This is a genomic window from Desemzia sp. C1, assembly GCF_020882875.1.
Classification (GTDB): Bacteria; Bacillota; Bacilli; order Lactobacillales; family Carnobacteriaceae; genus Desemzia; species Desemzia incerta.
This window is the reverse complement of sequence record NZ_JAJIZP010000003.1, coordinates 156,113-179,662: the sequence shown is the minus strand read 5'-3', so window position 1 is coordinate 179,662 and position 23,550 is coordinate 156,113. Positions and strand designations below refer to the sequence as shown.

Below are 23,550 nucleotides of genomic sequence, written 5' to 3'. Positions count from 1 at the left end.
TAAGATTGTCTATCATTTTGTAAGGATAGATAAAGGCACCATTTGTTCTAACGGCATACAATAGGGTTAGTTAGAACAAGAGGAGGAAATAAAATGACTTTATTAGAAGTAAATCATTTGAAAAAAACATATGCAACTCGTTTCTCAAACCAACAGGTAGAAGCATTGAAAGATGTCAACTTTACCGTTGAAAAAGGAGAATTCGTTTCAGTCATGGGGGAATCGGGTTCAGGAAAAACGACTTTGTTGAATATTTTATCTACATTAGATAAAGCGAGTTCTGGGGAAGTTTTATTAGAAGGAAAAAATCTAGCCGACATCAAAGACAGTAAAGTGTCAGATTTCAGAAGAAAAGATCTAGGATTCGTTTTCCAAGATTTTAATCTGTTGGACAACTTTTCGATCAAAGACAACATTCTATTGCCGTTAGTGCTGTCCAATACACCGATCAAAGAAATGGAAGCTCGCTTATTGCCGATTGTTGAAAAATTAGGGATTGCCAACTTGATAGGTCACTATCCATATGAAGTATCTGGAGGACAAAAGCAACGCGCGGCTGTTGCCAGAGCATTGATCACACAACCAAAACTGATTTTAGCTGATGAGCCTACTGGAGCGTTGGACTCCAAAGCCTCTCAAAGCTTATTGGAGACATTTGAAGCCATCAATGAAGCAGGACAGACGATTATGATGGTCACACACAGTACGCGAGCTGCAGCACATTCAAACCGAGTGCTGTTCATCCAAGATGGAGTAGTATTTAATGAGATTTATCGAGGAGATCGAACAGTGGATCAGTTTATGGAAAAAATCAGTCAAACGCTAATGGTTCTAGTAAATCGAGGTGAGCAACATGACTAAGCAATTATTTGCAAAGTTGGCCGTTAAAAATATTCGGTCCAACAAACAAATCTATATCCCTTACATTTTGGCATCAGTTGCAACGGTAGCTATGTTCTATCTGATGACATCATTGGTTTACAATGATTTTCTCGTAGAACGTTCATCCACTTTGCCCATGATGTTTATGTTAGGATCCGTCGTGATCGGTATTTTCTCATTTATCTTCATCATGTACACAAATAGTTTTTTGATCAAACGAAGGAAAAAGGAAATTGGATTATACGCGATATTAGGAATGAAGAAAAAACATGTAGCGCTAGTGTTGTTGTTAGAATCTTTGATCACTAGTTTAGGAAGTATTCTTATTGGAATCATCAGTGGACAAATTATTGGAAGATTCGTATTCCTAGCACTGAATTATCTGTTGAAGTTCCCAGTGAGTATGGAATATCCATTTTCTGTAGAAGTAGCTTTGATCACATTTGCTGGTTTTACCTTCATTTTCCTCGTAGCTTTACTGTATAACATCAGTCAAGTTACATTCAGCAACCCTATTGAATTGGTAAAAGGGAAACAGAACGGAGAGAAAGAACCGAAAAGTTCGATCATTTTATTTTTACTATCTGTTATTTTCTTAGGAAGCGGATATGGGATCTCACTTTCGATTGAAGATCCAGTCAGTGCCATACTGTATTTCTTTATAGCAGTTTTGTTGGTCATTGCTGGTACGTATTTGTTGTTTATTTCAGGGTCTATTTTTATCTTGAAAGCCATGAAAAAGAACAAAAAAATCTACTATCGTCCAAATGCGTTTATTTCTATTTCGGGAATGTTGTACCGAATGAAACAAAACGCTGCAGGATTAGCAAATATCTGTATATTAGCTACGATGATTATTGTTGCTGTTTCAACGACTGTAGCTATTTACGTAGGAACTGAAGGAACACTGGAATCGCGTTTCCCTTATGACCACAATGCGACAGTTTTTGAACTCAAGGCAGCAGATGATATGGAAGAGTTTGAAAATCTTGTTCGTACTGAAACAGAAAATGCAGGATTTGCTCTAACAGATTACTCTAGTTATCGCTATGAAACCTTAAGTGGTAATTTAGAAAATGATACATTTGTTGTATCAGGTTCTTCTAGCGGAAGTCTTGTTCCCGCCGAAATGATGCTGATCCCTCAAGAAGATATTGAAAGAATGATTGATGCACCTTTAGAACTCGAAGAAGGAGAAGTGGCGATCTACCACTCAAAAGGACCTTATTCAGGATCTACGATAGAATTAGCAGGTCAAGTTCATCCAGTTCATCAATTTACAGATTCTTCTGTAAAAAATAAAGTGGAGGAACAGTTGAAAGTTATCGAAGGTAATAATCTTGTAGAGACTATTATACTGGTAACACCTAGTGTAGAAGAAACAGACTCGATTATAGCCGGTTATGTAGAAGAAAACCCAGAGCTGTTTGTATTTGGTACACGGGCTATTATCGCTTGGAATACAACGGGAACTGAAGACGATAAAATTGCTAATAGCCACACGATGGATGAAATACTCAATGAATCGGGATTTTCAACTATGCTTGACTCTAGAGATGCTAACCGACAAGAATGGTATAACACTAATGGCGGATTCTTATTTGTTGGTATCTTCTTAGGTTTATTATTTACCTTTGGAGCGATTCTGATCACGTATTTCAAACAAGTTTCAGAAGGATACGATGACCGAGATAAATTCCAGATTATGCAAAAAGTTGGTTTGGACAAACAGATGATTGAAAAGTCGACACGTTCTCAGATTGTATGGATGTTCTTCTTACCGTTACTGGTTGCAGTCATGCATGTTGCCTTTGCTTTTCCGATCATCCAAAAGATGTTGTTATTCTTCAGTGTAACCAATACTACATTAGTCATCTTGTGTATTGTCGGAGTAGTCTTATTCTTTAGCTTGGTGTATTGGATCATTTACCGAATCACATCAAGAGTTTACTTCTCCATTGTAAAATAAAAAAGTTTAAAAAAAAGCAGCTTAGCCCCATCATGTGGGTGCTAAGCTGCTTTTTAACAATCAATATTATTCAGCTGTTACGCCTTCAGTCCACTCAGCAACTTTTTCTGGATTCGCTTCAATCCATGCTTCAGCTGCATCTTCTGGGTCAGTTCCTTCTTGGATGACTAACATGATGCTTTCCATGTCTTCAACTGACCATTCAAATTGATCCAATACTTGGTAAGCTTCTGGCATTTCTTCTTCTAAGCCTTCACGTACCATTGTGTTGATGGTTTCTGCTTCTCCAAAAGTACCATTAGGATCTTCTAGATATTTAAGGTCATATGTCTCGAATTTCCAATGTGGAGACCAACCGGTAACGACGATTTCTTCTTCATTTTCATAGGCTTGACCTAATGTAGTCGTCATTGCCCCAGAAGAAGACGTTTGTACGTTCCAACCTTCTAAGTTAGGGTATTCTTCAACAGTACGTTCAGAAGCTGCTACAACACCAGCACCAGGTTCGATACCTGTGATCGTTTGGCCGGCTTCATCTGTTAAGTCTTCGATTGAATTAACATCTTCCATATAAGTTGGAACAACTAAACCAATTTTTGCGCCTTCTAAGTTAGGACCTAAGTCAACCATTTGGTCGCCATATCTTTCAAATTGTGCTCCATGAGTTCCTGGTAACCATGCTGCTACCATTCCATCAGCTTCACCAGTTGCTACTGCTTCCCACATGATGGCATTATCTAATTGAGTTAATTCAACGTCATAACCTAAATCTTCTAGTACTTTACCAATAACGTTTGTTGAAGCAATCTCAGTATCCCATGCAACATAAGATAACTCGATTTCTTCACCTTTTCCTACAGTATCTTCTTTAGACGCGTCATCTGATGAACAAGCTGCTAATACAAGAGTTGTAGCTAATGCAGCTGTTAAACCTGTTTTTTTCCAATTGAATTTTGACAAATCAATCTCTCCTTTTTGTGTTTTATCCGCTGTGCGGGTTTGTCCTGTTATTTTAAACGAGTTGCTCCACGCTCTGCTTCTGAAACGCGTTGCGCAAGGCAGACTACACGCTTATAAGCCGGATTCGACCTGTTAGGAAAAACACCTAACTGGTCGACCCCTTCTGATAAGCGGTAGCCTAAACGCCTTGCTCCACGCTCTTATTTTAAAACGAGTTCCGAAAAGCAGCCTATGTGCCTATAAGCCAATTTCAACTGCCAGGTAAAGTACACCTGTCTGCTGAAATTTTCTTATAGTCAATAGGCTAAACGCTTTTCTCCACTCTCTGCTCTTACTTAGTGAATTTTTGTGTTAGGCGGTCGATGATGATGGCTAGGATAACTAGGGCTAGTCCTGAGACGAAGCCTGTTCCTACTTGTGCTCTTTGTAGTGAAGATAATACTTGGGAACCAAGTCCTGGAGCACCGATCATTGAGGCAATAACAACCATTGATAAAGCTAACATAACGGTTTGGTTGATACCGGCCATAATCGTTGATTTAGCAAGTGGTAATTCAACTTTAAATAGTTTTTGTGACCCTGTACTACCAAATGAGTCAGCAGCTTCCACTAATTCTTCCGAAACTTGACGAATTCCTAGGTTTGTAAAACGCACAGTAGGTGGCAGTGCGAAGATGACTGAAGCGAAAACTCCGGGCACCATACCGATTCCGAAGAATGCTACTGCGGGAATCAAGTATACAAAGGCCGGCATTGTTTGCATAAAGTCAAGAATAGGGGTAACGATTGCGTTTGCCCACTTGCTTTTAGCCATTAGAATTCCTAGTGGCACACCGATAATCACGGAAACCAAACTAGATACAATGACTAAGGTGATCGTACTCATCAAATCATCCCAAAGACCTTGGTTCTGAACATAAAATAAACCTACAATTGAAAAGGCAGCTAATCCGAATTTTTTACCGGATGCAAAGAAACAGATTGCAGCTATCAGAACGATGAATAATAGAGGAGGGACAAGTAATAGTAGATCAGTTAAACCTTCCATTACGATTTCACTGAATGACTGAACAAAATCAAATATCGGTTCCAACACATCAGTGATCCAATCCATAAAGTTTTCAATATTTTCTGCTACTGGTAATTTGGGTATATTATCTAAAAAATCCATATTATAAAGACACCTCACTATCTTTGGCAAGTGCACCAAGAACTAAACTACGAACAATGATACCGACTAATTTTCCATCTTCGACAACGGCTACTGGTGTAGAAGCATCGTGGATGACTTCAAAAATGTCATTGATCAATGTATCTTTTTGTACAGTCGGAATATCTGTACGTAGAATGTTATCAAAGTTCTTTTCATGGTTCTTAACTGCACGAGCAGTATCGCTATCTGTAACATATCCATATAGTTTTCGGCTGTCATCTATGACAAGCATATTTGACAAACCTTCTTGCTCCATACGTCTTAAAGCTACGTTCGGACCATCTTTCCCTATTTTCAGAGTAGTAGGGCGGTCCATGATGTTTTCTGCTGTCAATACTCTAGAACGATCAACATCTTCGACGAATTTCTCAACGTAATCGTTGGCTGGGTTGGTTAAAATTTCTTCCCCAGTACCGATTTGCATGATTTCGCCATCTTTCATCAAAGCGATATGATTCCCGATGCGCAATGCTTCGTTTAAATCATGTGTGATGAAAATAATCGTTTTATTCATTTTTTCTTGCATGTCTAATAATTCATCCTGCATTTCACGACGAATCAATGGGTCCAATGCTGAGAATGCTTCATCCATTAACAGAATTTCAGGATCGTTAGCTAAAGCACGAGCTAGCCCAACACGTTGTTGCATTCCACCTGAAAGTTGACTTGGATATTGGTCTTTATAAGCAAGTAGACCAGCGTTATCTAAGGCTTTTTCTGCACGTTCGCGACGTTCAGCTTTCGCCATACCTTGGATCTCTAAACCATACTCTGTATTTTCCAAAATTGTTTTTTGCGGGAATAAACCGAAGTTTTGGAATACCATACTCATTTCTTTTCTTCGTACATTACGCAAATCTTCTTTTCCCATTTTTGAAACATTTTTTCCATCAATAAAGATATTTCCTTGAGAAGGTTCAATCAATCGGTTCAATAAGCGAACCAAAGTTGATTTACCACTCCCAGAAAGCCCCATGATGACAAATATTTCTCCCTGTTCAACAGAAAAACTAGCATTGTTGACACCAACAGTTGCACCGGTTCTTTCAAGAATCTCAGATTTTTTCTTACCTTCATTAGCTAGCTTTAAAGCTTGTTCTTCTTTTTTACCAAATACTTTTGACAAGTTTTCAACAGTTACTTTAGGCAAAAGCTTCAACTCCTTTATTTTTTTAATCGTCAGAACACTTTTCATACAAAAGTAGTGAAAAGATTGATTCCATCGAGTTTTGAACGAATGTTTAAATTTTCTTTCCGCCTTGAACACAAGTATAACCGTAACACACTTAAAACAGACCTGTAAAACGGAGTTGCCGTAAAAACACGTTTGTTAACGCTTGCTATGACCATGAGAAAGGGACTCTAAGAATTTGATTAAAAATAAAAATTGGTCAAAATAGGTTAATGAATTTATTTTGAAAAAACAGTTCCATTTGTAGAGATAGTTTGTAAAAAATTCTCCAATAAAAAAGTTGGAAAAGTAAAATTAGCGAAGATTATTAGTGTTAGGTTTTTTTTGTTTAAAGAACTACAGGAATAAAAAAGATGATTTTGAAATCATTAATTTTCGATTAGAAATGGTTTTTTATAGAATAAATCATTGACAAGGAAACGCTTACATGATATATTCTAACTGTAAAGAGGGACATGCTAGAAACAATAGATAAAAAAGAAAGAGCATGCCGCTCTTTAGAAGAACCCCTTGAAAAAGGGTTCTTAGGTTAATAGTTTAAGTAGAGCTATTAACCCAAAGTATCTTAGTTGGTGTTCATCAAGTTTTAGTTGGTTAAAAAGGGACACCAATCTAAGATCTACTATCATAGCAACACGGAGTATCTCACATCTAGATTGTATATCCAAAGCTTCTATGTATTGACGATTCAGATAAACACAGTTTAACAGAGTCCCAACAGAACACTTTGAAAAAGGTAAACAAGATTATCTAGTTCAATTAAGACCATTTACGTGAAAAAATGGCATCGAAAAGATAAAAATGTGAGTACACGTGTTGCACATATGAGAGGGGAGGAGCCGTATAAGGTTCCTTCCTTTTTTTATGCTTTTTTTGACTATGGTGGTAATATAAATAATGAATAGGAATTGTCTTATAAATGTTCTCTTTTTCGTTTTGATTGCTATGGTTTCTGCAGGAAGGAGACTTGCAATGAGAAAGTATAATTTAGCTGCATTTTGCTTTTTGTTTCTACTTACTTCATGTACAATATCAAATGAAAACAGTGAACCAACCTCAGAGATGGAGTTATCTGAGTCTGAGCCCCTTGCAAAAGACCAAACTTCTGATTCTTTAACTTATGAAGTAGGAGAAGCTTATGAAAATGTTACTTTTGACCAGCCTTTACATTTCACTTCAGCCTATGACGACTCGAATAAGGTTTTTATAGTGGAAAGAACAGGGAAAATTTATGTGATGGATAATCAACCTGATGTCACTACTAAAGAAGTATTTGTTGATTTAAGCAATAAAATAAGCACGAACGGTAATGAAATGGGCTTATTAGGATTGGCTTTCCATCCTGATTTTAAACAAAATGGTTACTACTATGTCAATTATACTACTCAAGAAGAGACAGTTATTTCACGTTTCAAAGCAGATCTTAAAAGTTATGAAACGGTCTTGAACAGCGAAACAATATTTATGACATTTCCTCAGCCGTATACTAATCACAATGGAGGACACTTGGCATTTGGGTTTGATGGTTACTTATATATTGGAACAGGTGATGGTGGAGGAAGTGGTGATCCGCAGAACAACGCTCAAGATTTAACAGAGATCCATGGAAAACTCTTGCGAATTGATGTAGATAAAAAGACCGATGATTCAGAGTATAGTATTCCAGAAGATAACCCATATGAAGGAAACAGTGAAAACTATCGAGAAGAGATATTTGCTTACGGTTTTCGTAATCCTTGGAAATTTAATTTTGATATCCAAAAAGAGGAATTGTGGTTGGCGGATGTAGGTCAAAATGCTTTAGAAGAAATCAACTTGGTAGAGTCTGGCAAAAATTATGGATGGCGATTAAAGGAAGGAACTAAAGAATACATTCCGGATAATTCAACAAACAATCAGACTTTGGAAGATCCTGTCTGGGTGTATGACCATTCGCAAGGACAATCCATTACGGGTGGGTATATTTACAATGGCTCAGAAATCCCTAGTTTAAAAGGGGCTTATATTTATGGAGATTTTATATCTGGAAGAGTATGGGCGCTTAAAAAATCAGAAGATGGGCAAATCAAAAATAAAGAATTGCTGGATACTGATCTGATGATTTCTTCTTTTGGACTAGATGAGAATGGGGAGCTGGTTATTATAGATTTTAACGGCAAACTATATAAGCTCATAGAAAAAGAGTAAACGAGCATTTCTTTTTACTAAAATCAGAGGTAGAGCCCCTTTTAAACGGAGAAATTGACCGCTGTTTAAAAGGGGCTTTTCTGTCTGACTATTTTTTTATTTTATCACTCATTTTCGTATACTAAATCAAGCAAAAACAGTACACTTATAAAGAGTAAAAAGCTAAAAGGAAAGGATTCAACTAAATGACATTGATTTTAATAATTGTTTATTTATCTTTTATTAGTTTGGGATTGCCCGATTCTCTACTAGGATCAGCTTGGCCTGCCATGTATGGAGAGCTGGGAGTATCCATATCTTCTATAAGCTGGATTTCAGTAATCACCACTGGCGGGACAGTCCTATCGAGTTTACTGAGCGGAACAATGATCAAGCGTTTTGGTACAGCAAGAGTGACATTAGTCAGCATTCTTTTGACTGCTATAGCTTTATTAGGGTTTGCTTTTTCAGGCAGTTTTTTAGGGTTATGTATTCTAGCGATTCCGTTAGGTTTAGGAGCAGGATCTGTGGATGCGGCTTTGAATAATTTTGTGGCATTGTATTTTAAAGCTAGCCATATGAGTTGGTTACATAGTTTTTGGGGACTAGGGGCTACTATGGGGCCTCTGATCTTGTCTTTCTTTATTGCACGTGGGAGTTGGGAGAACGGCTATTTGGCGATTGGGATTTTGCAATTGATTTTAGTCGCTTTCATAACCAGTTCTTTGCCTAAATGGAAGCAAGTAGAAAACAAAGATGCCAATGATGCATCAGAAGCTGAAGTTGTTTTTCAGTCGAAGAAGTCTGTATTGAAGAAGAATAGTGTTAAGTTGTCAGTGTTGGCGTTCTTTTTGTATAGTGCGATTGAAACTACGACAGGTTTGTGGAGCAGTACTTATTTAGTAGAGTATAAGTCATTAGCTCCAGAAGTGGCTGCGCGTTGGACCTCGCTGTTTTTTCTCGGCATAACCATCGGAAGACTAATTTCCGGATTCTTAACGTATACGATGAGCAATAAATTACTGATTCGTTTGGGACAATTGATTTGTGCATTTGGTGGAGTTTTGTTGTTGGTGCCGTTTTCTGATCTGTTTTCAATGGCAGGTTTATTGTTCATTGGACTAGGTTGCGCACCGATTTACCCTAGCATGATCCATGACACACCAAATCGGTTCGGCAGAGTAGCCTCTCAATCCGTTATGGGACTGCAAGTGGCATTTGCTTATGTTGGAAGCTCAATTATGCCATTAATTTTTAGTGGATTAGTTTCTTTCAGCACAATTGGACTATTTCCAGTTTATATTTTGCTTAGTGTTGTGATCATGACACTTTGTTCAGAAAAAATGAATACTGCTGTTAAAAGTGAATTGCTGTCCAATAAATAAAATACGTACAAAAAAAGCTGTGAGATATTCTTGCGGCTTTTTTATACGTCAAAATAGAACCAGACCGTTTCTTTAGTAAATGACTCTCTAAGAAATTATAATAAAGATGATCCTACTTGGAGGTGGTTACATGCTCAAAGATTTTGATTTTAATGAAACAAGAAACCCTTACGCAGGTTTTAAACGCAAAGAATTGGGAGAACGCTTAGCACGAGCACAACGACTGATCAAAAACTTGAATATTCCAGTTTTGATCATTGTGGATGGCTGGGAGTCTTCAGGGAAAGGTTACGTCATTAAAGACCTTGTTCGAGAACTGAATCCAAAGTCGTATAAAGTCAGTGTATTTGAAACTCCTACTGCAGAAGAAGAAGCTAGACCTTTTTTGTGGCGATTTTGGGAAAAAATTCCGTCAAAAGGGAACATGGCTATCTTTGACCGCAGTTTTTACTTCAATTTACTGAATGATTTATCTATTGAGAATGGCGAATTGCAGCAGGGGATAGAGGACATCAGTATCATTGAAAAACAATTGTTGGATGACAATGTGATCATCATCAAGTTCTTTCTTCATCAGAAAGAAAAAACGCAGCAAGGAAGAATCGACACTTTAAAAAATGATGTCGATAAAGCTTTCATGGTTGGGGAGCGGGACGAAGAGCAATATAAGCATTATGCTGACTATTTAGAACATTTTGATGAGATTCTAGAAAAATCGGATTTCCCTTTCAGCAAGTGGCATATCGTTTCAACGGAAGAGAAAAAAGCTGCTTCGGAAAAGATTCTCGGTATGTCGATCGATTTGATTTATGAAGGGATCGATCGAATTTTAGGACAAAAGAACGGCGGTATCCGTTACGCGAGAAATTATATTCCTTCTCAAAAACCGCTGGAAAAAATTGATTTGGGTCTTACGTTAACAGAAGAAGAGTACGACAAACGAAAAGATGCTCTCCAACTGGAAGCTCAGCGTATCGCTTTTCAACTTTACACTAAAGGGATCCCTACTGTCTTAGTGTTTGAGGGAGTGGATGCTGCTGGTAAAGGTGGAGCCATTGAACGGCTGACGCGGGAAATGGACCCTAGGGGATACGAAGTGATTACAACCTCCGCACCAAATGAGTTAGAGCAACAATACCATTATTTGTGGAGGTTCTATAGAAATTTCCCTAAGAAAGGCGATATCAAAATTTTTGATCGGAGTTGGTACGGAAGAGTTCTGGTTGAAAGAGTAGAGGGATTCGCAACTGAAAAAGAGTGGGACAGGGCTTATGAAGAAATCAATCAAATGGAAGCTCAGTTAACGAAATTTGGGACATTGGTGATTAAATTTTTCCTTTATATTGATAAAGAGGAACAATTGAAACGGTTTAAAGATCGTGAAAATGAGCCGGATAAAGTATACAAACTAACTGATGAAGACTGGCGCAACCGTGAAAAATGGGATGAGTATATCGATGCAATGAATGAGATGTTAGACCGGACTTCTACTCCACAAGCGCCATGGAACATTGTATCAGGAATGGATAAAAAATACGCTCGTATAAACGTTCTTGAAACGTTTATTGAACAAGCGACTAAAAAATTGAATGAATAAACCATAAGAAGCAGAAGATGAATTTTCGTAAGGAGGATTATCAGTGGTAAAAAATAGTTATCTAAGCAATCCAGAAAAGTTGTATGAAAAATTGATTTCCTTAAGAAAAAAAGTTACTGAAGAAGGAGATAGGTTATACCAAAAGTGGCTACCTTTTTTAAAAGAAGAAAATCAAGAATCCAGTGCTAAAAATCTGGCTTATTATTTGGCTTTGCGAAATCACGATATTAGGAAAATTCAAGAAGCTTTGACTCCATGGGGATTGTCTTCACTAGGAAGACTGGAGTCGCGTGTGTTAGATAATTTGAATGCGGTAATTTTAAGTTTAGGAACCATTTTAGGGAAAGAAAAAGAAGTGGCGGAAGTCGACTACCCTTCTATGGACGACTATCTTGCCAGCAGCAAAGAATTGGAAAAAAATACTGCGACTATTTTTGGGAAGAAACCGGCAGACCGCTTTACGCGTATCATGGTTACTATACCTGGCCAAGCAGCTAAAGACAGTAAATTCATTGAAGATTTGATGAAGGCTGGAATGAATGTAGCTCGTTTGAATTGTGCGCATGATGATCCTGAAACATGGAAAGCTATTATCAAAAATATCCGAAAATGTGAAAAAAAGCTTGATCAAAAATGTCAGGTATTGATGGATATTGCAGGACCAAAAGCTAGAATCAGCTGGATCTTTACTAGTTTGAAAAAGCCGAGAGTAAAAGTGGGGAATCAGTTTTTACTGACTGGATCTGACACACCTCCAAAAATGAGCGGAATTGAATTGATGATTGGATGCAACATTCCTGAAATCATCTCTCATTTAAAACAAGGCGACCCAATCAAAATCGATGACGGGATAGTAGAAGGTGTAATAAAAGAAGTTACAGAAGAAGGTGCGATCGTTGAGACGACAAAAGTCGATTCTAAAAAAGGGGTACGATTAAAAGCTGAAAAAGGCTTGAATTTCCCTGCATCAGAAGTGAAAATGGAATTTATTACCGATAAGGATAAAAACGATTTAGATTTTGTCTGCGACCATGCTGATATCATAGGGTTTTCATTTGTTAAAAATGCTGGCGATGTTCAAGAAATCCAACAAGAGTTGCTGAAGCGTATGCCGAAGAAAAAAGCTCAGACGATTCCTTTGATGGCGAAAATCGAAACCGTTGAAGCGGTGAGAAAACTGCCGGAAATCATTGTAGCTGCAGCCGGACAAAATCCGTTTTCTGTCATGATTGCTCGTGGAGACTTGGCTGTTGAAGCTGGGTTCTTAAGATTAGCAGAGTTGCAGCAAGAAATCTTGTGGATCTGTGAAGCAGCTGATGTTCCTGTAGTATGGGGAACGCAAGTGTTGGAAAATATGGTGGCCACAGGAATCCCAACCCGAGCAGAAGTCACGGATGCTGCTCAAGGGAGTCGTTCAGAATGCGTCATGTTGAATAAAGGCGAATATTTAACAGAAAGTGTAGCTTTCTTAGATGAAGTCATCAAGCAAATGCATGAACATGAATATAAGAAAACACCGAAACTAAGAGCACTGAACATTGCAAAAAGAGAAATCGAAAAAGAATAATCAATGAGGTGATCCCCATAGCTGTTGTCGGAATGAACTTAAGCTTTCGAATCGATGAAGCTTATTCTTTAAAGGATAAAAGAAGTGTAATAAAAAGTATTATCCACAAGATGCACCGCAAATTTAATATCAGTATTGCAGAACTGGATAAGCAAGATATGCTGAATCAAGGAGTGATCGGAATCAGCGTGGTGGGGAATGAGTACCAACAATGCCACATCGTACTAGATAAGGTTTTAAACGAAATTGAAGAAACTTATGCGATTGAAGTTTATAACATTGAACGAATGGAAATGTAGAACGGCTTCGGGATAATGATTTTTGGTCATCAAGAGCCAAGGTAGAAGTGTCGTGGACGATTTACAAGTATATTCGTCCGTGAAGAAATAAAAATCAAGGTTGATGGATGTTGTAAAGGTATTTTCGGTCATGAACAAATCAAACCAACAGCTCATGGAACAAAATGACACTTTACAGATGGTTTAGAAGCTGAACACTACAATAAAAAGGCGCTCCCTTTAATAGGGAAGCGCCTTTTTATATACATTATGTTTATTTGCCAAGTTCTTCTTTCAAGCGAGACAATTCATCTTCAACAGCTGCTGAACCTTGAGAAGAGTATTTTTCTTCCAAACTCTTAGCTGGGTCTTCTGGTTGAGCATTTAAATCTGCCATAGCATTAGCTTCATCCAATTTGCGAGTAGCTTTTTCTTCCATACGTTGGAAAGCACTCATTGCGCCGTCTGTTTTTCCAATAGATTCGCTGACTTCATTCAGTTTCTCTTGTGTGTCAGCAACAGATAATTGTGCTTTGATCATTGAACGGCGGCCTCTTAACTTCTCAATATCAGAGGCTAGTTTATCATGCATCTGGCGCATCTTAGTCGCATTTTCATGTGCTTTTGCGTAAGAATTCGCTAAGCCAGTTCCTATGTCTTCCAATTCTTGTTTTTTAGCCAAGAAGACACGAGCGTCATCGTCATTTCCAGCTTCGATAGCTTTTTTTGCGAAGTTGGTGTATTTCATTACTTCAGCTTCATTTTCATCAACTAAACGTTTAGATTTCGTTTCTTCTGCCATAACTCCAGCAGTGTTTTGTTTTACTTCTGCCAAATCTTCCATCATATCACGGAGGTATTGGTCGATCATTTTTTCTGGATCTTCCATTCTATCGATAACCGCATTGATGTTTGCACTGATGATATCTTGAAAACGACTTAATATTGCCATATTGCATTCCTCCTAATAAACTGTTTTTATTTTTTATTGCTGTCCTCATATTTTTTTGCGAGCTTTTCAGCTGCAGAGTCTCCAAAAGTATCCAAAGGTTTGCTGAGCATTTCTTCGGTACGTTTTGCTTCCAAATCTTTTTGTTGTTGTCTTCGTTTCCACCAAGTATACAGTAAGAAAAGTACAGCCAGTACTCCTAGAACGATCAGAACAGGAATCCATGGAGAACGGGTCACTGTCATAATGCGATCTGCAGCATCTCTAAAGGATCTGCTGAAGAATTCTTCGTTACTTAGACTATTATCGTAATAATTCCGGTCGATATAATCCAGTAAAATGTCTCCGGCTTCTGCGTCGATCACACTTTTAGCTTGAGTTCCTGTCACATAATAGTCCATATAAGAATTATTATCTGGAGCAAAGAACACGAGCAACAGATGAGCCTCATCTGTAAATAATTCATCATATAAGTTGTTCGAAAACTCTTCAAGTTCAGCACTAGAAGGGGCAGTAGAACCATTGATATTGTCTGTAATGTATACGTGAGGCTGCACGCCTGTTTCGTTGTAAAAATGTCGTAACCCATCAATCATAGTTGTTTGATTGCCGATCCAGCCAGCTTGTGTTTGATCGGTGAAATAGGCTGTCTCATTGACTGAACCTTCAGGTAAAGCTTCTCGCTCGATAGTTGAACGAGTAATTGATGATGAACCCGAACTAGAACCGGAGAATCCACCTGAAAAGAAATAGAGAATTGCACCCATAACCAATAAAATGATAATAATTGAACTGCAGCCGGTGCCTCCACACCCATTTCCGCCGCCACCTCCACCGGTTCCGTAATAACGACCTCCACGAGGCCTAGAACCATAAAACGGTCTAGTCGGAATAAAAACAGGTCTGGAAGGACGATTGTATCCTCCTCCTCTTCCTCTAGAAGAACCTCCAAAACCACCGAAACCTCCGCCTCGATTGCCGCCAAAACCACCGCCGCCGCTTCGACCGGCTCCGCCTCTGCTTCCTCCGAAAGATCCTCCTCCTCCACGACTTCCGCCACCTCTAGCCATATGCGTGTCACTCCCTCATCCATCATTTACTATTGCCCTAAATCTAGCATAGTAGGTGAAACGCTGTCAATTTATAAGCGGGTCGTCAAAAATGGAATCAATAAAAAGACGGGTGAAGGCGACGTAATTTTCGAACTCTTAGATTAGAAAGAGTATACTTTACTTGAAAAATAAACGGCTAATGGGAGAACTATAAAAACAACTATACTTATTGGAAAGAAAAGAGGTGAGGAAAATGGTTTTGAAAATAGAACAAATATTTGTTAACTTACCGGTGAAAGATTTAGAAGTTTCAATGGATTTCTTTAAGAAAATAGGGTTTGAATTTGATGAACGGTTTACAGACGAAAAAGCCGCTTGTATGGTTTTAGGAACCAATATGTACGCTATGTTGTTAGAAGAAGACTTTTTCAGCAGTTTCACTCACTTGGGCATTGCAGATACAAGTAAAGAAAATGAATGTATTTTGGCATTCAATGTATCTTCCAAAGAAGAAGTAGATACGATATTCAATAAAGCGCTAGAAGCTGGCGGAGAAGACAAATCGATCCCTGGAGAAGAAGAAATGATGTACTTCAAACGGATCAAAGATATAGACGGTCATTTATGGGAAATCAGTTTCATGGAATTCAACCAGTTTGATAATACGGACTATACGATCATATAAAGTTACGAAGAGAGCAAGACTTAGTCGAGCTCTCTTTTTATAGGCATTTTACGAAAAGTAAAATATGATGTAAAATAGAAGTATTATGGAAAGAAAGTCGGGGGTAGAATGCATTCCAAAATAGATTTATGGGTCATTAAAGGAAGCTAAAAAGAATCATTAGAAGAGAGTCTCTTAAGTTATAAACAAGAGCACCTTCTAGAAGTAGCTGCCTATTATGGAATAGATCTTAAAAAGGTATACAAAAGTAAAAATGATGGAGTTGCTGCTGTCGGTAGTAAACGAACAGTTTCAAGAGGAGTGGGAAAAGACACCTTCTATAGAAAAAGAGCAATGGCTGGACATCGAGAGTACGGAAAATGTAAAACTGCAGGACATTCGTCATTGGATTGAAAAAGGATTTCTGTTCGTCTACTTAGTTAAAGGACAATTAAAAGTGAACATACCAGCTGAACTGAAGTACGTAATGCAAAAAACAACCAACAATCCTTTAACAGAAGAACTAGACAGATTTGTTGTGTTTTATCAACATGCAAATATGATGAAAAGGATATACGGTTTTATAAATATCAATCATTTAATTTCTGTTTGGAATCGGTACTATAAATCACAACTTAATAAAGAAAACGTTATCCAATTATTAAAAGCGAAAAATATTCTTGAGTTGTAAAGTTAAATGCAACACTTTCTGTTACATGATTCGATGAACTTAAATCTCTTTACTTCTTCCCCTAGGGGAAGAAAAATTTTAAATACTGCATTGTTGAAAATACTCTTCTGATGAACGTAGCCCTATCACTTCTCTAATCCTTTTATTGATTGCCTGAGCGGCTTGATCGATATCCATTTCTGAAAAAAGATGGATGGATTTCCCTTTAGGGATGAATTCCCTCAACAGTTTATTGAAGTTTTCGTTTGAGCCCCGTTCCCAAGATGCGTAGGCATGACAAAAATATACGTCTGTATTGAGTTCAGACATTAAGGAGAATTCAGAACCATTATCAAAAGTTATTGAAGCAAATAGGTTAGGGTTATCTGCTAGAATCTCTTCAAAGGCATTTTTAACCGTTTGACTTTTATAGTCGCTGATTTTCTTAGTAATGGCATAGCGTGTTTTTCTCTCCACCAAGGTAATGATTGCCGGTTCATTTTTCGTTTTCTTCCCTTTAACCAGATCAGCTTCCCAGTGTCCAAATGTTTCTCTTGATAATACGTCCTCTGGACGATCGGTGATACTGGTACCTAGGATTCTTTTGTTTTTACCCTTAGGGTTACTATGTTGGTTTTTTCTTGGTTTCAGACGATACATGACAGGTAAGTCATGTGGTTTGATAGACAAAAGACCTTGACGTATATAAGAATAGACGGTTTTAAACGTTGGTATATTCTCTACAGGATGCTTTTTTCTATAAAGAGCTATGAATGTCTTTATGTTGTAGAGACGCTGTTTCCCTTTAAACCACCCTTTTGTGAAGGCATCTTCCAGCGCAGAGAAGAAAGCGCTCGAGAAAGAAACAATCTTTTTGCGGACACTCTTTGCTCGTCGTTTTTCATAAATAGATTGCCCGGAATCTGAATAGTACACAGTGACTTTCTTATTATAGCCATTGATCTGTTTGATTTGTTCTACTTTTCCTCGATTGATTTCTCTATGAATTGTGGAACGGTTACGCCCAAGGCGTCTGCCTATCTCTGCTTTATTAACATCTTCATTTAACCATTTTTCTATCAGCTGTCTTTCTTTAAAATCTAAATGAGTAAATGATCGAGTCTGATTTGTGTTATAATTACCTGTGGACATGAAGATTCTCCTTTGCTTATTTTGTGGTGATTTAAGTATAACGAATCTTCATGTCTTTTTGTATTTTCAGAAATTACTGAGTGTTGCAATTCATTTTACAACACACCAGCGAAAAATATTCTTTCAAAACAAAAAATATATCTTGAAAACGAAGAAGTTTACTGAAAAAGGTTGCTATTATAGCAAATAATAAGATAGACTAGATGAAGAGATAAAAATGTCAGGAGTAATTTTTAATGAATAATACAGAGTCTATAACTAGCCCATCACAAACTGGATTAGTCAATTTACTGCAATCAAATACAAAAGATGTAATGATGAGTATTGCAGAAAAACACGAAATCAAAGTTTATAAAAGCCATACAAAAACTAAAATGGCTGAAAATATGAAAGAACCATTATTGCAAAACCTTCCAGGTTTATTGAGTTATATGGACAGCAATAGTCAAGAAACACTGAAGAAAGTCATGAACTTTAAAGACAGTGAAACTATTTTTGACTTTTTAGATGCTAAACCGTTAGCAACTTTAGCTGAACACGGTTATTTATATGTAGAAGAAGAAGACGGCAAATTCCATCCGTTTTTAGCAGATGAAGTAAAAGAAGTTGTAAAAGAGCTGGCCGAAAATGAAGAGTTCCAGCAAGCAACGGCTGAAAACCTAGAATTTTCTAAATACTTAACAGCTCTCATTCATTTATATGGTATTTATTCTGTAGAACAATATGTCAAAGTATGGAATGAACATCATGCTGAGGCGATTACGGAAGAAACAGCCAGCGCAGTGATTGCTCGTTTAGCTGATTGGGATGTTCAATTTACCTTCGAGGAAAATTTAGTGACGTCGGTTTTATTCGAGGCAGAAGAAATCGACAAAGAAGGCTTGAAACGTATTCTTCATGTAGACTACTATATGCCGACAAAAGAAGATGTCGACTATTACGAAAATTATTGGATCGATACAAATTCACTACAGTACTTAAATATGAAACAATATATTTTTGGAAAAGAATTAGATGAAGTAAAGAAAAATCGCGTGCTGTACACTATCGCAGAAGGCGCAGTAATCGGGAAATCTGGTGAAAAACTTTACCAGAGTATTACGAAACAAGACTTTACTTTTGAAAATAAAGAAGAAGTGACCAAGTTTGTCGAATTGTTCAAAGAATTAAGAGAACACGCTAGAACTTGGCATAATCACGGCTTTACTGTTCAAGAATTAGCATCTAGTCAATTGGTGAAATCTGCGAATGTAAAACTAGGCAAACAACAGCCAGTGACTGCTCACAAAGTTGGAAGAAATGAACCTTGCCCATGCGGCAGCGGTAAAAAATACAAAAAGTGTCACGGTAAATAAAAAAATAAGCTCCACAAGAGTCGACTCTTGTGGAGCTTATTTTTTTACATCCGATCTTTTTTGAATTGATTTCTAAAGAAATAGCTAGTGATACCAAATGTAATCAAGTCCGCTGTAGGAACTGCAAAATAAATTCCGTATAATCCAAATAAACGGGAGAAAATAAAAATCAATGGAATCAGTACAATAATTTGTCTCATCAGATTCAAAAAGCTGGCCAGACGTATTTCACCAATAGCTTGGAAGTAATTAGCCCAAACGATTTGTATACCAACCAGAGGGAAACCCAATACCCAAATTCGAATAGCAGGAACACCTAATTCGACAACATCAGGTTCTTGGTTGAACAACATAACTACTGCTTCAGGGAATAGCTGGATCACTAAGAAACCAATAGTAGTAATCACTCCTCCGATGATCGTTCCCCATTTCAAGACTTCTTTCACGCGATCCCCTTTTTTCGCACCATAATTAAAGCTGGTGATCGGCTGCATCCCTTGAATCAATCCTGAAACGAACATAACGATCAACGTTACTGCACTGGTAATGATTCCTGCTACGGACACGGCGACGTCTCCACCGTAACTCACCAAAGTAGTATTTAGAATGATATTCAAAATACTATTAGCGATTTGAAGCATAAAAGCCGGAATACCAATGGATAAAATAGCTGTGACATAGATTTTTTGAGGCAGCATATTTTTTAATTTCAAGGACACATTGCTTCTGCCCCTTAAAAAATAATTCAATTGCCATAACATTGAAAGAAACTGACCGCCAATAGTAGCATAAGCTGCCCCAGCCATTCCCCAGCCGAGTTGAACAATAAAGATGTAATCAAAAACAATGTTGAATCCTGCTCCAATCAGCATACTGATCATGGAAATACGCGGACTGCCATCTGCTCGAGCGAAATTATTCAAAGTTATAGCCACTGATTGGAAAACCGCTCCAAACAAAATAATTCTCAAATAATCTTCAGCATAAGGCAAGACATCTGGACTGGCTCCTAAAAAAGAAAGGAGAGGCTCGATAAACAGATTTCCAAAAATCATGAAAATAGTACCTAAAATAATAGCTATAGCCACTGCGTTGCCTAAGAAATGTTGCGCTTTGTGTTCTTCATTTTTCCCTAAACTGATGGAAAAAATGGTAGATCCTCCAACGGCCACCATAAGAGAAAAAGCTAATAAGACTAAAGTAACAGGGTAAGTAATGGATACTGCAGCTAATCCTAATGAACCGAGATCAGGTGCATTCCCGATAAAGATTCTATCCACTATGTTATAAATGCCGTTTACCATCATTCCAATGATAGCGGGTATAGAAAATTCCATCAATAGTCTAGGGATTTTCTCAGTGCCTAACCGATTTTCTGTCTTCATTTTTTGACCTTCTTTTCTATAATATATGTCTATTAAAAATAGCAGTGTTAAACAATCTTGTCAATTCAATCCGAAAGCCCCGTTTTTTAGATAAGGCATATTATTTCAAATTTTTGAAAGGGTAGGCTATACTAAGATGTGTACAAAATATTACAAAAGAGGAGAGATAGATATGGACAATGTATCGAATACGATTAGTTCAGGATTCAACTCGTTTGTTGATTTCTTGCCTACGTTATTAGGCGCAATTGCTTTAGTCCTAGTGGCATGGGTTTTAGCAGTACTAATTAGAAAAGGGGTCAAGCAAGGTCTTAAAATGGCCGGTTTTAATAGACACCTGGTTAAGTGGGGAGTAGCTCAAAATGAAGAGCAAGCTAATACTACTGTAGAATCAATTGGGAATGTTTTGTACTATCTTGTATGGTTATTATTCTTACCAGCGATTCTAGGTATGTTAGGTTTAACAGCAGTAGCTCAACCTATTTCAAATATGTTTGACACTGCACTAAGCTTCATTCCAACGTTAATTGGAGCTATCTTTATTTTGGTAATTGGTTACTTTGTAGCGAAGTTTGCTAAAAACCTTGTTTACAACTTAGCTTTATCTCTTAACTTAGATAAGTGGATGTCTAAATTAAGCGGATCATCAGACACACCAGATGCTACACCAACAGCATCTCAAAAAAATACGTTAGCCAAAGTATTGGCAAACTTAGTATTTGTAGTGATTTTGATTCCAATTGCTACAGCTGCTCTTGATGTGTTAGGTATTGAAAGCATCTCTAGACCAGTAATTGGTGTGTTAAATTCTATTCTTGCAGCTATTCCTAATATCTTAGTTGCAGTGATTTTATTAGGTATCGGTATTTTCCTTGCTAAATTCATTGGTCAATTATTGGCTGATTTGTTACGCGGAACAGGAATGAACAGCTTAACAAAATACTTGAATACAAATGGTAAAATGAACTTAGATTTAGCTAAGTTGACTGGACAAGTGGTTTCAGTAGTCATTGGTATTTTCTTCTTAGTAGAAGCATTGAATGTTTTGAACTTAGAAGTTCTGAATACGATTGGCGGAGCGATCATTGCTTACTTGCCGCTAGTTATTAGTGCATTAGTTATTCTTGGACTTGGAATCATCGGAGGAACGTTGTTAGGAAACTTCATCTCAACGTCTACGAAGAGTGAATTCTTTGGAGAAGCAGTGAAATACATCTTAATCATTTTCTCAATCTTCATGGCTTTAGATCAATTACAGTTTGCGACAAACATTGTTAATACTGCATTCATGTTTATCATGGGTGGTATTGCAGTTGCCTTTGCTATTGCTTTTGGTATCGGTGGACGCGATGTTGCAAAACGTACTCTTGAAAAAGCAGGAAATAAAGTAGAAAAAGAATCAAACAAAACATCTGATTCTTCAAACGACTTTACTCCTCCAACAATGTAATCAAAAATAAAACAAAGAAGTCTGGCTCTTGAGCCAGACTTCTTTTTATATGGAAGATTTAAAGTAGATTCACAAAGCAAGTACATACAGGTATTCCATTTTATTTATACTTTCAGGTATGGTACAATACTAGATAGATTGTTTGTACTATACAACTTTATAGGAAAGGAAGTGGATGTTATTTGAACCCATTAACAGATAAACTTAAAGAAGTGTTAGTGTCAGTGATGCCAATCGTAGCTATGGTGTTGTTGCTAAACTTCACGATTGTACCTTTAGAAGGAACGATATTGATGCGTTTTTTGCTTGGAGCTGGATTGATCGTTCTTGGATTAGCTATTTTCCTTTTAGGAACCGACATTGGAATCACTCCAATAGGAAACTATCTTGGTAAGGGAGTTACGCGAAGCAATAAAGTCTGGGTCGTTATAGTAGCTGGATTATTTCTAGGTTTTTTTATTTCGATTGCAGAACCTGATTTGCATATATTAGCCAATCAGATCAACACTGTTACCGGCGGCGTGGTTCCTAGTTCTACTATTCTAGTATCTGTTTCTATTGGAATAGCCGTAATGATGACGATCGGTATTTTACGGATTGTCTATAACGTACCGTTATTTAAATTATTAACAGGCGTTTATCTTTTTATCTTAGTTTTGTCTCTTTTTACTTCAAGTGAATTTTTAGCCATTTCGTTTGATGCTTCGGGTGCAACAACTGGTGCACTTACGGTGCCTTTTATGTTGTCTTTATCATCTGGGATATCCTCGTTGAAAAAAAATGGAAAAGCTTCAGAAAAAGATAGTTTTGGTTTAGTAGCTATTTCTTCATCGGGAGCTATTATAGCAGTGATGTTTTTAAATATCATTACTGGACAAAATGAATTGACCGGAGAATTGCCAGTTGATTTGAATCCGTCTGGAACGGTTTTAGAACCTTTTATTCATGAATTACCGATTATTTCACAAGAAATCTTTATTGCTTTGCTCCCTATAGTATTAGTTTTCTTAGGCTATAATTTCTTTTCTTTACGCTTGAACAAGCGACCGTTAAGAAGAGTACTGAAAGGAATTGTATACGTATTTGTAGGATTGGTCATCTTCTTAGTGGGAGTTAATGCTGGTTTCATGAATGTGGGGAGTGTGGTCGGATACCGTCTAGCAGGAATGGAAATGTCCATTTATCTATTAGTTATTGCTTTTGTGCTAGGATTGGTAACGATTTTGGCTGAACCGGCTGTATATGTTTTGACTCATCAAATAGAACAAGTTACCAACGGTTATGTTAAGAGAAAAGCTGTTTTGGGAGCATTATCTCTTGGAGTTGGGCTAGCCGTATTATTATCGGTTATCCGAATTATGGTTCCTGGTTTAGAGCTGTGGCATTATTTGTTGCCAGGATATATTATAGCAGTAGGGCTGATGTATATTGTGCCTAAAATGTTTATTGGAATGGCATTTGATGCCGGTGGTGTTGCCTCAGGTCCAATGACAGCCACTTTTATTTTAGCCTTTGTGCAAGGTGCTGCTCAGTCAATAGAAGGAGCCGACGTGATCCGTGATGGATTTGGGATGATTGCTATGGTTGCTATGATGCCGATCATTACATTGCAATTGCTGGGATTGATCTTTAAATTGAAATCAAAAAGGGAGGATCGTTAATCT

At 37.4% G+C, this 23,550-nt stretch carries 16 protein-coding genes and 3 pseudogenes; 12 read left to right on the top strand and 7 right to left on the bottom strand.

Going from position 1 to position 23,550, the window contains the following annotated elements:
• Positions 1 to 93 precede the first annotated feature (93 nt).
• Together LMF32_RS01310 and LMF32_RS01305 are read left to right on the top strand one after the other, a co-directional pair.
• Complete coding sequence (locus tag LMF32_RS01310) at positions 94 to 861, top strand: ABC transporter ATP-binding protein (protein WP_188205216.1); 768 nt, start codon at positions 94 to 96, stop codon at positions 859 to 861.
• Positions 854 to 2,851, top strand: a complete 1,998-nt coding sequence (locus LMF32_RS01305; protein WP_230523595.1) for an ABC transporter permease — start codon at positions 854 to 856, stop codon at positions 2,849 to 2,851. The genes LMF32_RS01310 and LMF32_RS01305 overlap by 8 nt, the downstream gene beginning before the upstream one ends.
• 66 nt (positions 2,852 to 2,917) lie before the next feature.
• Here LMF32_RS01305 and LMF32_RS01300 read toward each other — a convergent pair.
• The 3 genes and pseudogenes from LMF32_RS01300 to LMF32_RS01290 all read right to left on the bottom strand — a co-directional run.
• A pseudogene (locus tag LMF32_RS01300) lies at positions 2,918 to 3,697 on the bottom strand (glycine betaine ABC transporter substrate-binding protein); the annotation flags it as partial.
• A gap of 460 nt (positions 3,698 to 4,157) precedes the next feature.
• Positions 4,158 to 4,925 (bottom strand): annotated as a pseudogene (locus tag LMF32_RS01295) (proline/glycine betaine ABC transporter permease); the annotation flags it as partial.
• Positions 4,926 to 4,983: 58 nt separating this feature from the next.
• Positions 4,984 to 6,174: a glycine betaine/L-proline ABC transporter ATP-binding protein gene (locus LMF32_RS01290; protein ID WP_092479470.1), complete on the bottom strand. Its 1,191-nt coding sequence runs from the start codon at positions 6,172 to 6,174 to the stop codon at positions 4,984 to 4,986.
• Between the two features lie 1,014 nt (positions 6,175 to 7,188).
• On the opposite strand from LMF32_RS01290, the gene LMF32_RS01285 reads away from it, so the two are divergent.
• The 5 genes from LMF32_RS01285 to LMF32_RS01265 all read left to right on the top strand — a co-directional run bounded on the left by LMF32_RS01285 (position 7,189) and on the right by LMF32_RS01265 (position 13,230).
• Positions 7,189 to 8,403, top strand: coding sequence for a PQQ-dependent sugar dehydrogenase (locus tag LMF32_RS01285; RefSeq protein WP_230523594.1), 1,215 nt, complete (start codon positions 7,189 to 7,191; stop codon positions 8,401 to 8,403).
• 185 nt (positions 8,404 to 8,588) lie between these two features.
• Positions 8,589 to 9,767 carry an MFS transporter gene (locus LMF32_RS01280; RefSeq protein ID WP_230523593.1) on the top strand — a complete coding sequence of 393 codons (1,179 nt, stop codon included), beginning with the start codon at positions 8,589 to 8,591 and terminating at the stop codon, positions 9,765 to 9,767.
• 130 nt (positions 9,768 to 9,897) lie between these two features.
• Positions 9,898 to 11,364, top strand: coding sequence for a phosphate:AMP phosphotransferase (locus LMF32_RS01275; RefSeq protein WP_230523592.1), 1,467 nt, complete (start codon positions 9,898 to 9,900; stop codon positions 11,362 to 11,364).
• A 43-nt stretch (positions 11,365 to 11,407) separates the two neighbouring features.
• Positions 11,408 to 12,931 carry a pyruvate kinase gene (locus LMF32_RS01270; RefSeq protein WP_230523591.1) on the top strand — a complete coding sequence of 508 codons (1,524 nt, stop codon included), beginning with the start codon at positions 11,408 to 11,410 and terminating at the stop codon, positions 12,929 to 12,931.
• Positions 12,932 to 12,963: 32 nt separating this feature from the next.
• Positions 12,964 to 13,230 (top strand): DUF503 domain-containing protein, encoded by a 267-nt coding sequence (locus tag LMF32_RS01265; RefSeq protein ID WP_230523590.1) that lies wholly within the window; start codon positions 12,964 to 12,966, stop codon positions 13,228 to 13,230.
• Positions 13,231 to 13,483: 253 nt separating this feature from the next.
• On the opposite strand, the gene LMF32_RS01260 is transcribed toward LMF32_RS01265, so the two are convergent.
• Both LMF32_RS01260 and LMF32_RS01255 read right to left on the bottom strand, forming a co-directional pair.
• Positions 13,484 to 14,161 carry a PspA/IM30 family protein gene (locus tag LMF32_RS01260; RefSeq protein ID WP_092479475.1) on the bottom strand — a complete coding sequence of 226 codons (678 nt, stop codon included), beginning with the start codon at positions 14,159 to 14,161 and terminating at the stop codon, positions 13,484 to 13,486.
• 26 nt (positions 14,162 to 14,187) lie between these two features.
• Positions 14,188 to 15,228, bottom strand: a complete 1,041-nt coding sequence (locus LMF32_RS01255) for a hypothetical protein (RefSeq protein WP_230523589.1) — start codon at positions 15,226 to 15,228, stop codon at positions 14,188 to 14,190.
• Positions 15,229 to 15,463: 235 nt separating this feature from the next.
• On the opposite strand from LMF32_RS01255, the gene LMF32_RS01250 reads away from it, so the two are divergent.
• Positions 15,464 to 15,895: a VOC family protein gene (locus LMF32_RS01250; RefSeq protein WP_230523588.1), complete on the top strand. Its 432-nt coding sequence runs from the start codon at positions 15,464 to 15,466 to the stop codon at positions 15,893 to 15,895.
• A 253-nt stretch (positions 15,896 to 16,148) separates the two neighbouring features.
• On the top strand, positions 16,149 to 16,565 hold the full coding sequence (locus LMF32_RS01245) for a hypothetical protein (protein WP_230523587.1): 417 nt from the start codon (positions 16,149 to 16,151) through the stop codon (positions 16,563 to 16,565).
• 78 nt (positions 16,566 to 16,643) lie between these two features.
• Here LMF32_RS01245 and LMF32_RS01240 read toward each other — a convergent pair whose 3' ends face one another.
• Positions 16,644 to 17,696: an IS30 family transposase gene (locus LMF32_RS01240; protein ID WP_138472062.1), complete on the bottom strand. Its 1,053-nt coding sequence runs from the start codon at positions 17,694 to 17,696 to the stop codon at positions 16,644 to 16,646.
• Between the two features lie 1,238 nt (positions 17,697 to 18,934).
• Between LMF32_RS01240 and LMF32_RS01235 the strand changes: the two are divergent.
• Positions 18,935 to 19,051, top strand: a pseudogene (locus LMF32_RS01235) (SEC-C metal-binding domain-containing protein); the annotation flags it as partial.
• Positions 19,052 to 19,095: 44 nt separating this feature from the next.
• Here LMF32_RS01235 and LMF32_RS01230 read toward each other — a convergent pair.
• On the bottom strand, positions 19,096 to 20,436 hold the full coding sequence (locus tag LMF32_RS01230) for an MATE family efflux transporter (RefSeq protein ID WP_230523586.1): 1,341 nt from the start codon (positions 20,434 to 20,436) through the stop codon (positions 19,096 to 19,098).
• 172 nt (positions 20,437 to 20,608) lie between these two features.
• On the opposite strand from LMF32_RS01230, the gene LMF32_RS01225 reads away from it, so the two are divergent.
• Positions 20,609 to 21,886 carry a mechanosensitive ion channel gene (locus tag LMF32_RS01225; RefSeq protein ID WP_188205227.1) on the top strand — a complete coding sequence of 426 codons (1,278 nt, stop codon included), beginning with the start codon at positions 20,609 to 20,611 and terminating at the stop codon, positions 21,884 to 21,886.
• A 182-nt stretch (positions 21,887 to 22,068) separates the two neighbouring features.
• Entirely contained in the window at positions 22,069 to 23,547 is a 1,479-nt protein-coding gene (locus LMF32_RS01220) for a DUF1538 domain-containing protein (protein ID WP_177192465.1), read from the top strand.
• Positions 23,548 to 23,550: the final 3 nt, after the last annotated feature.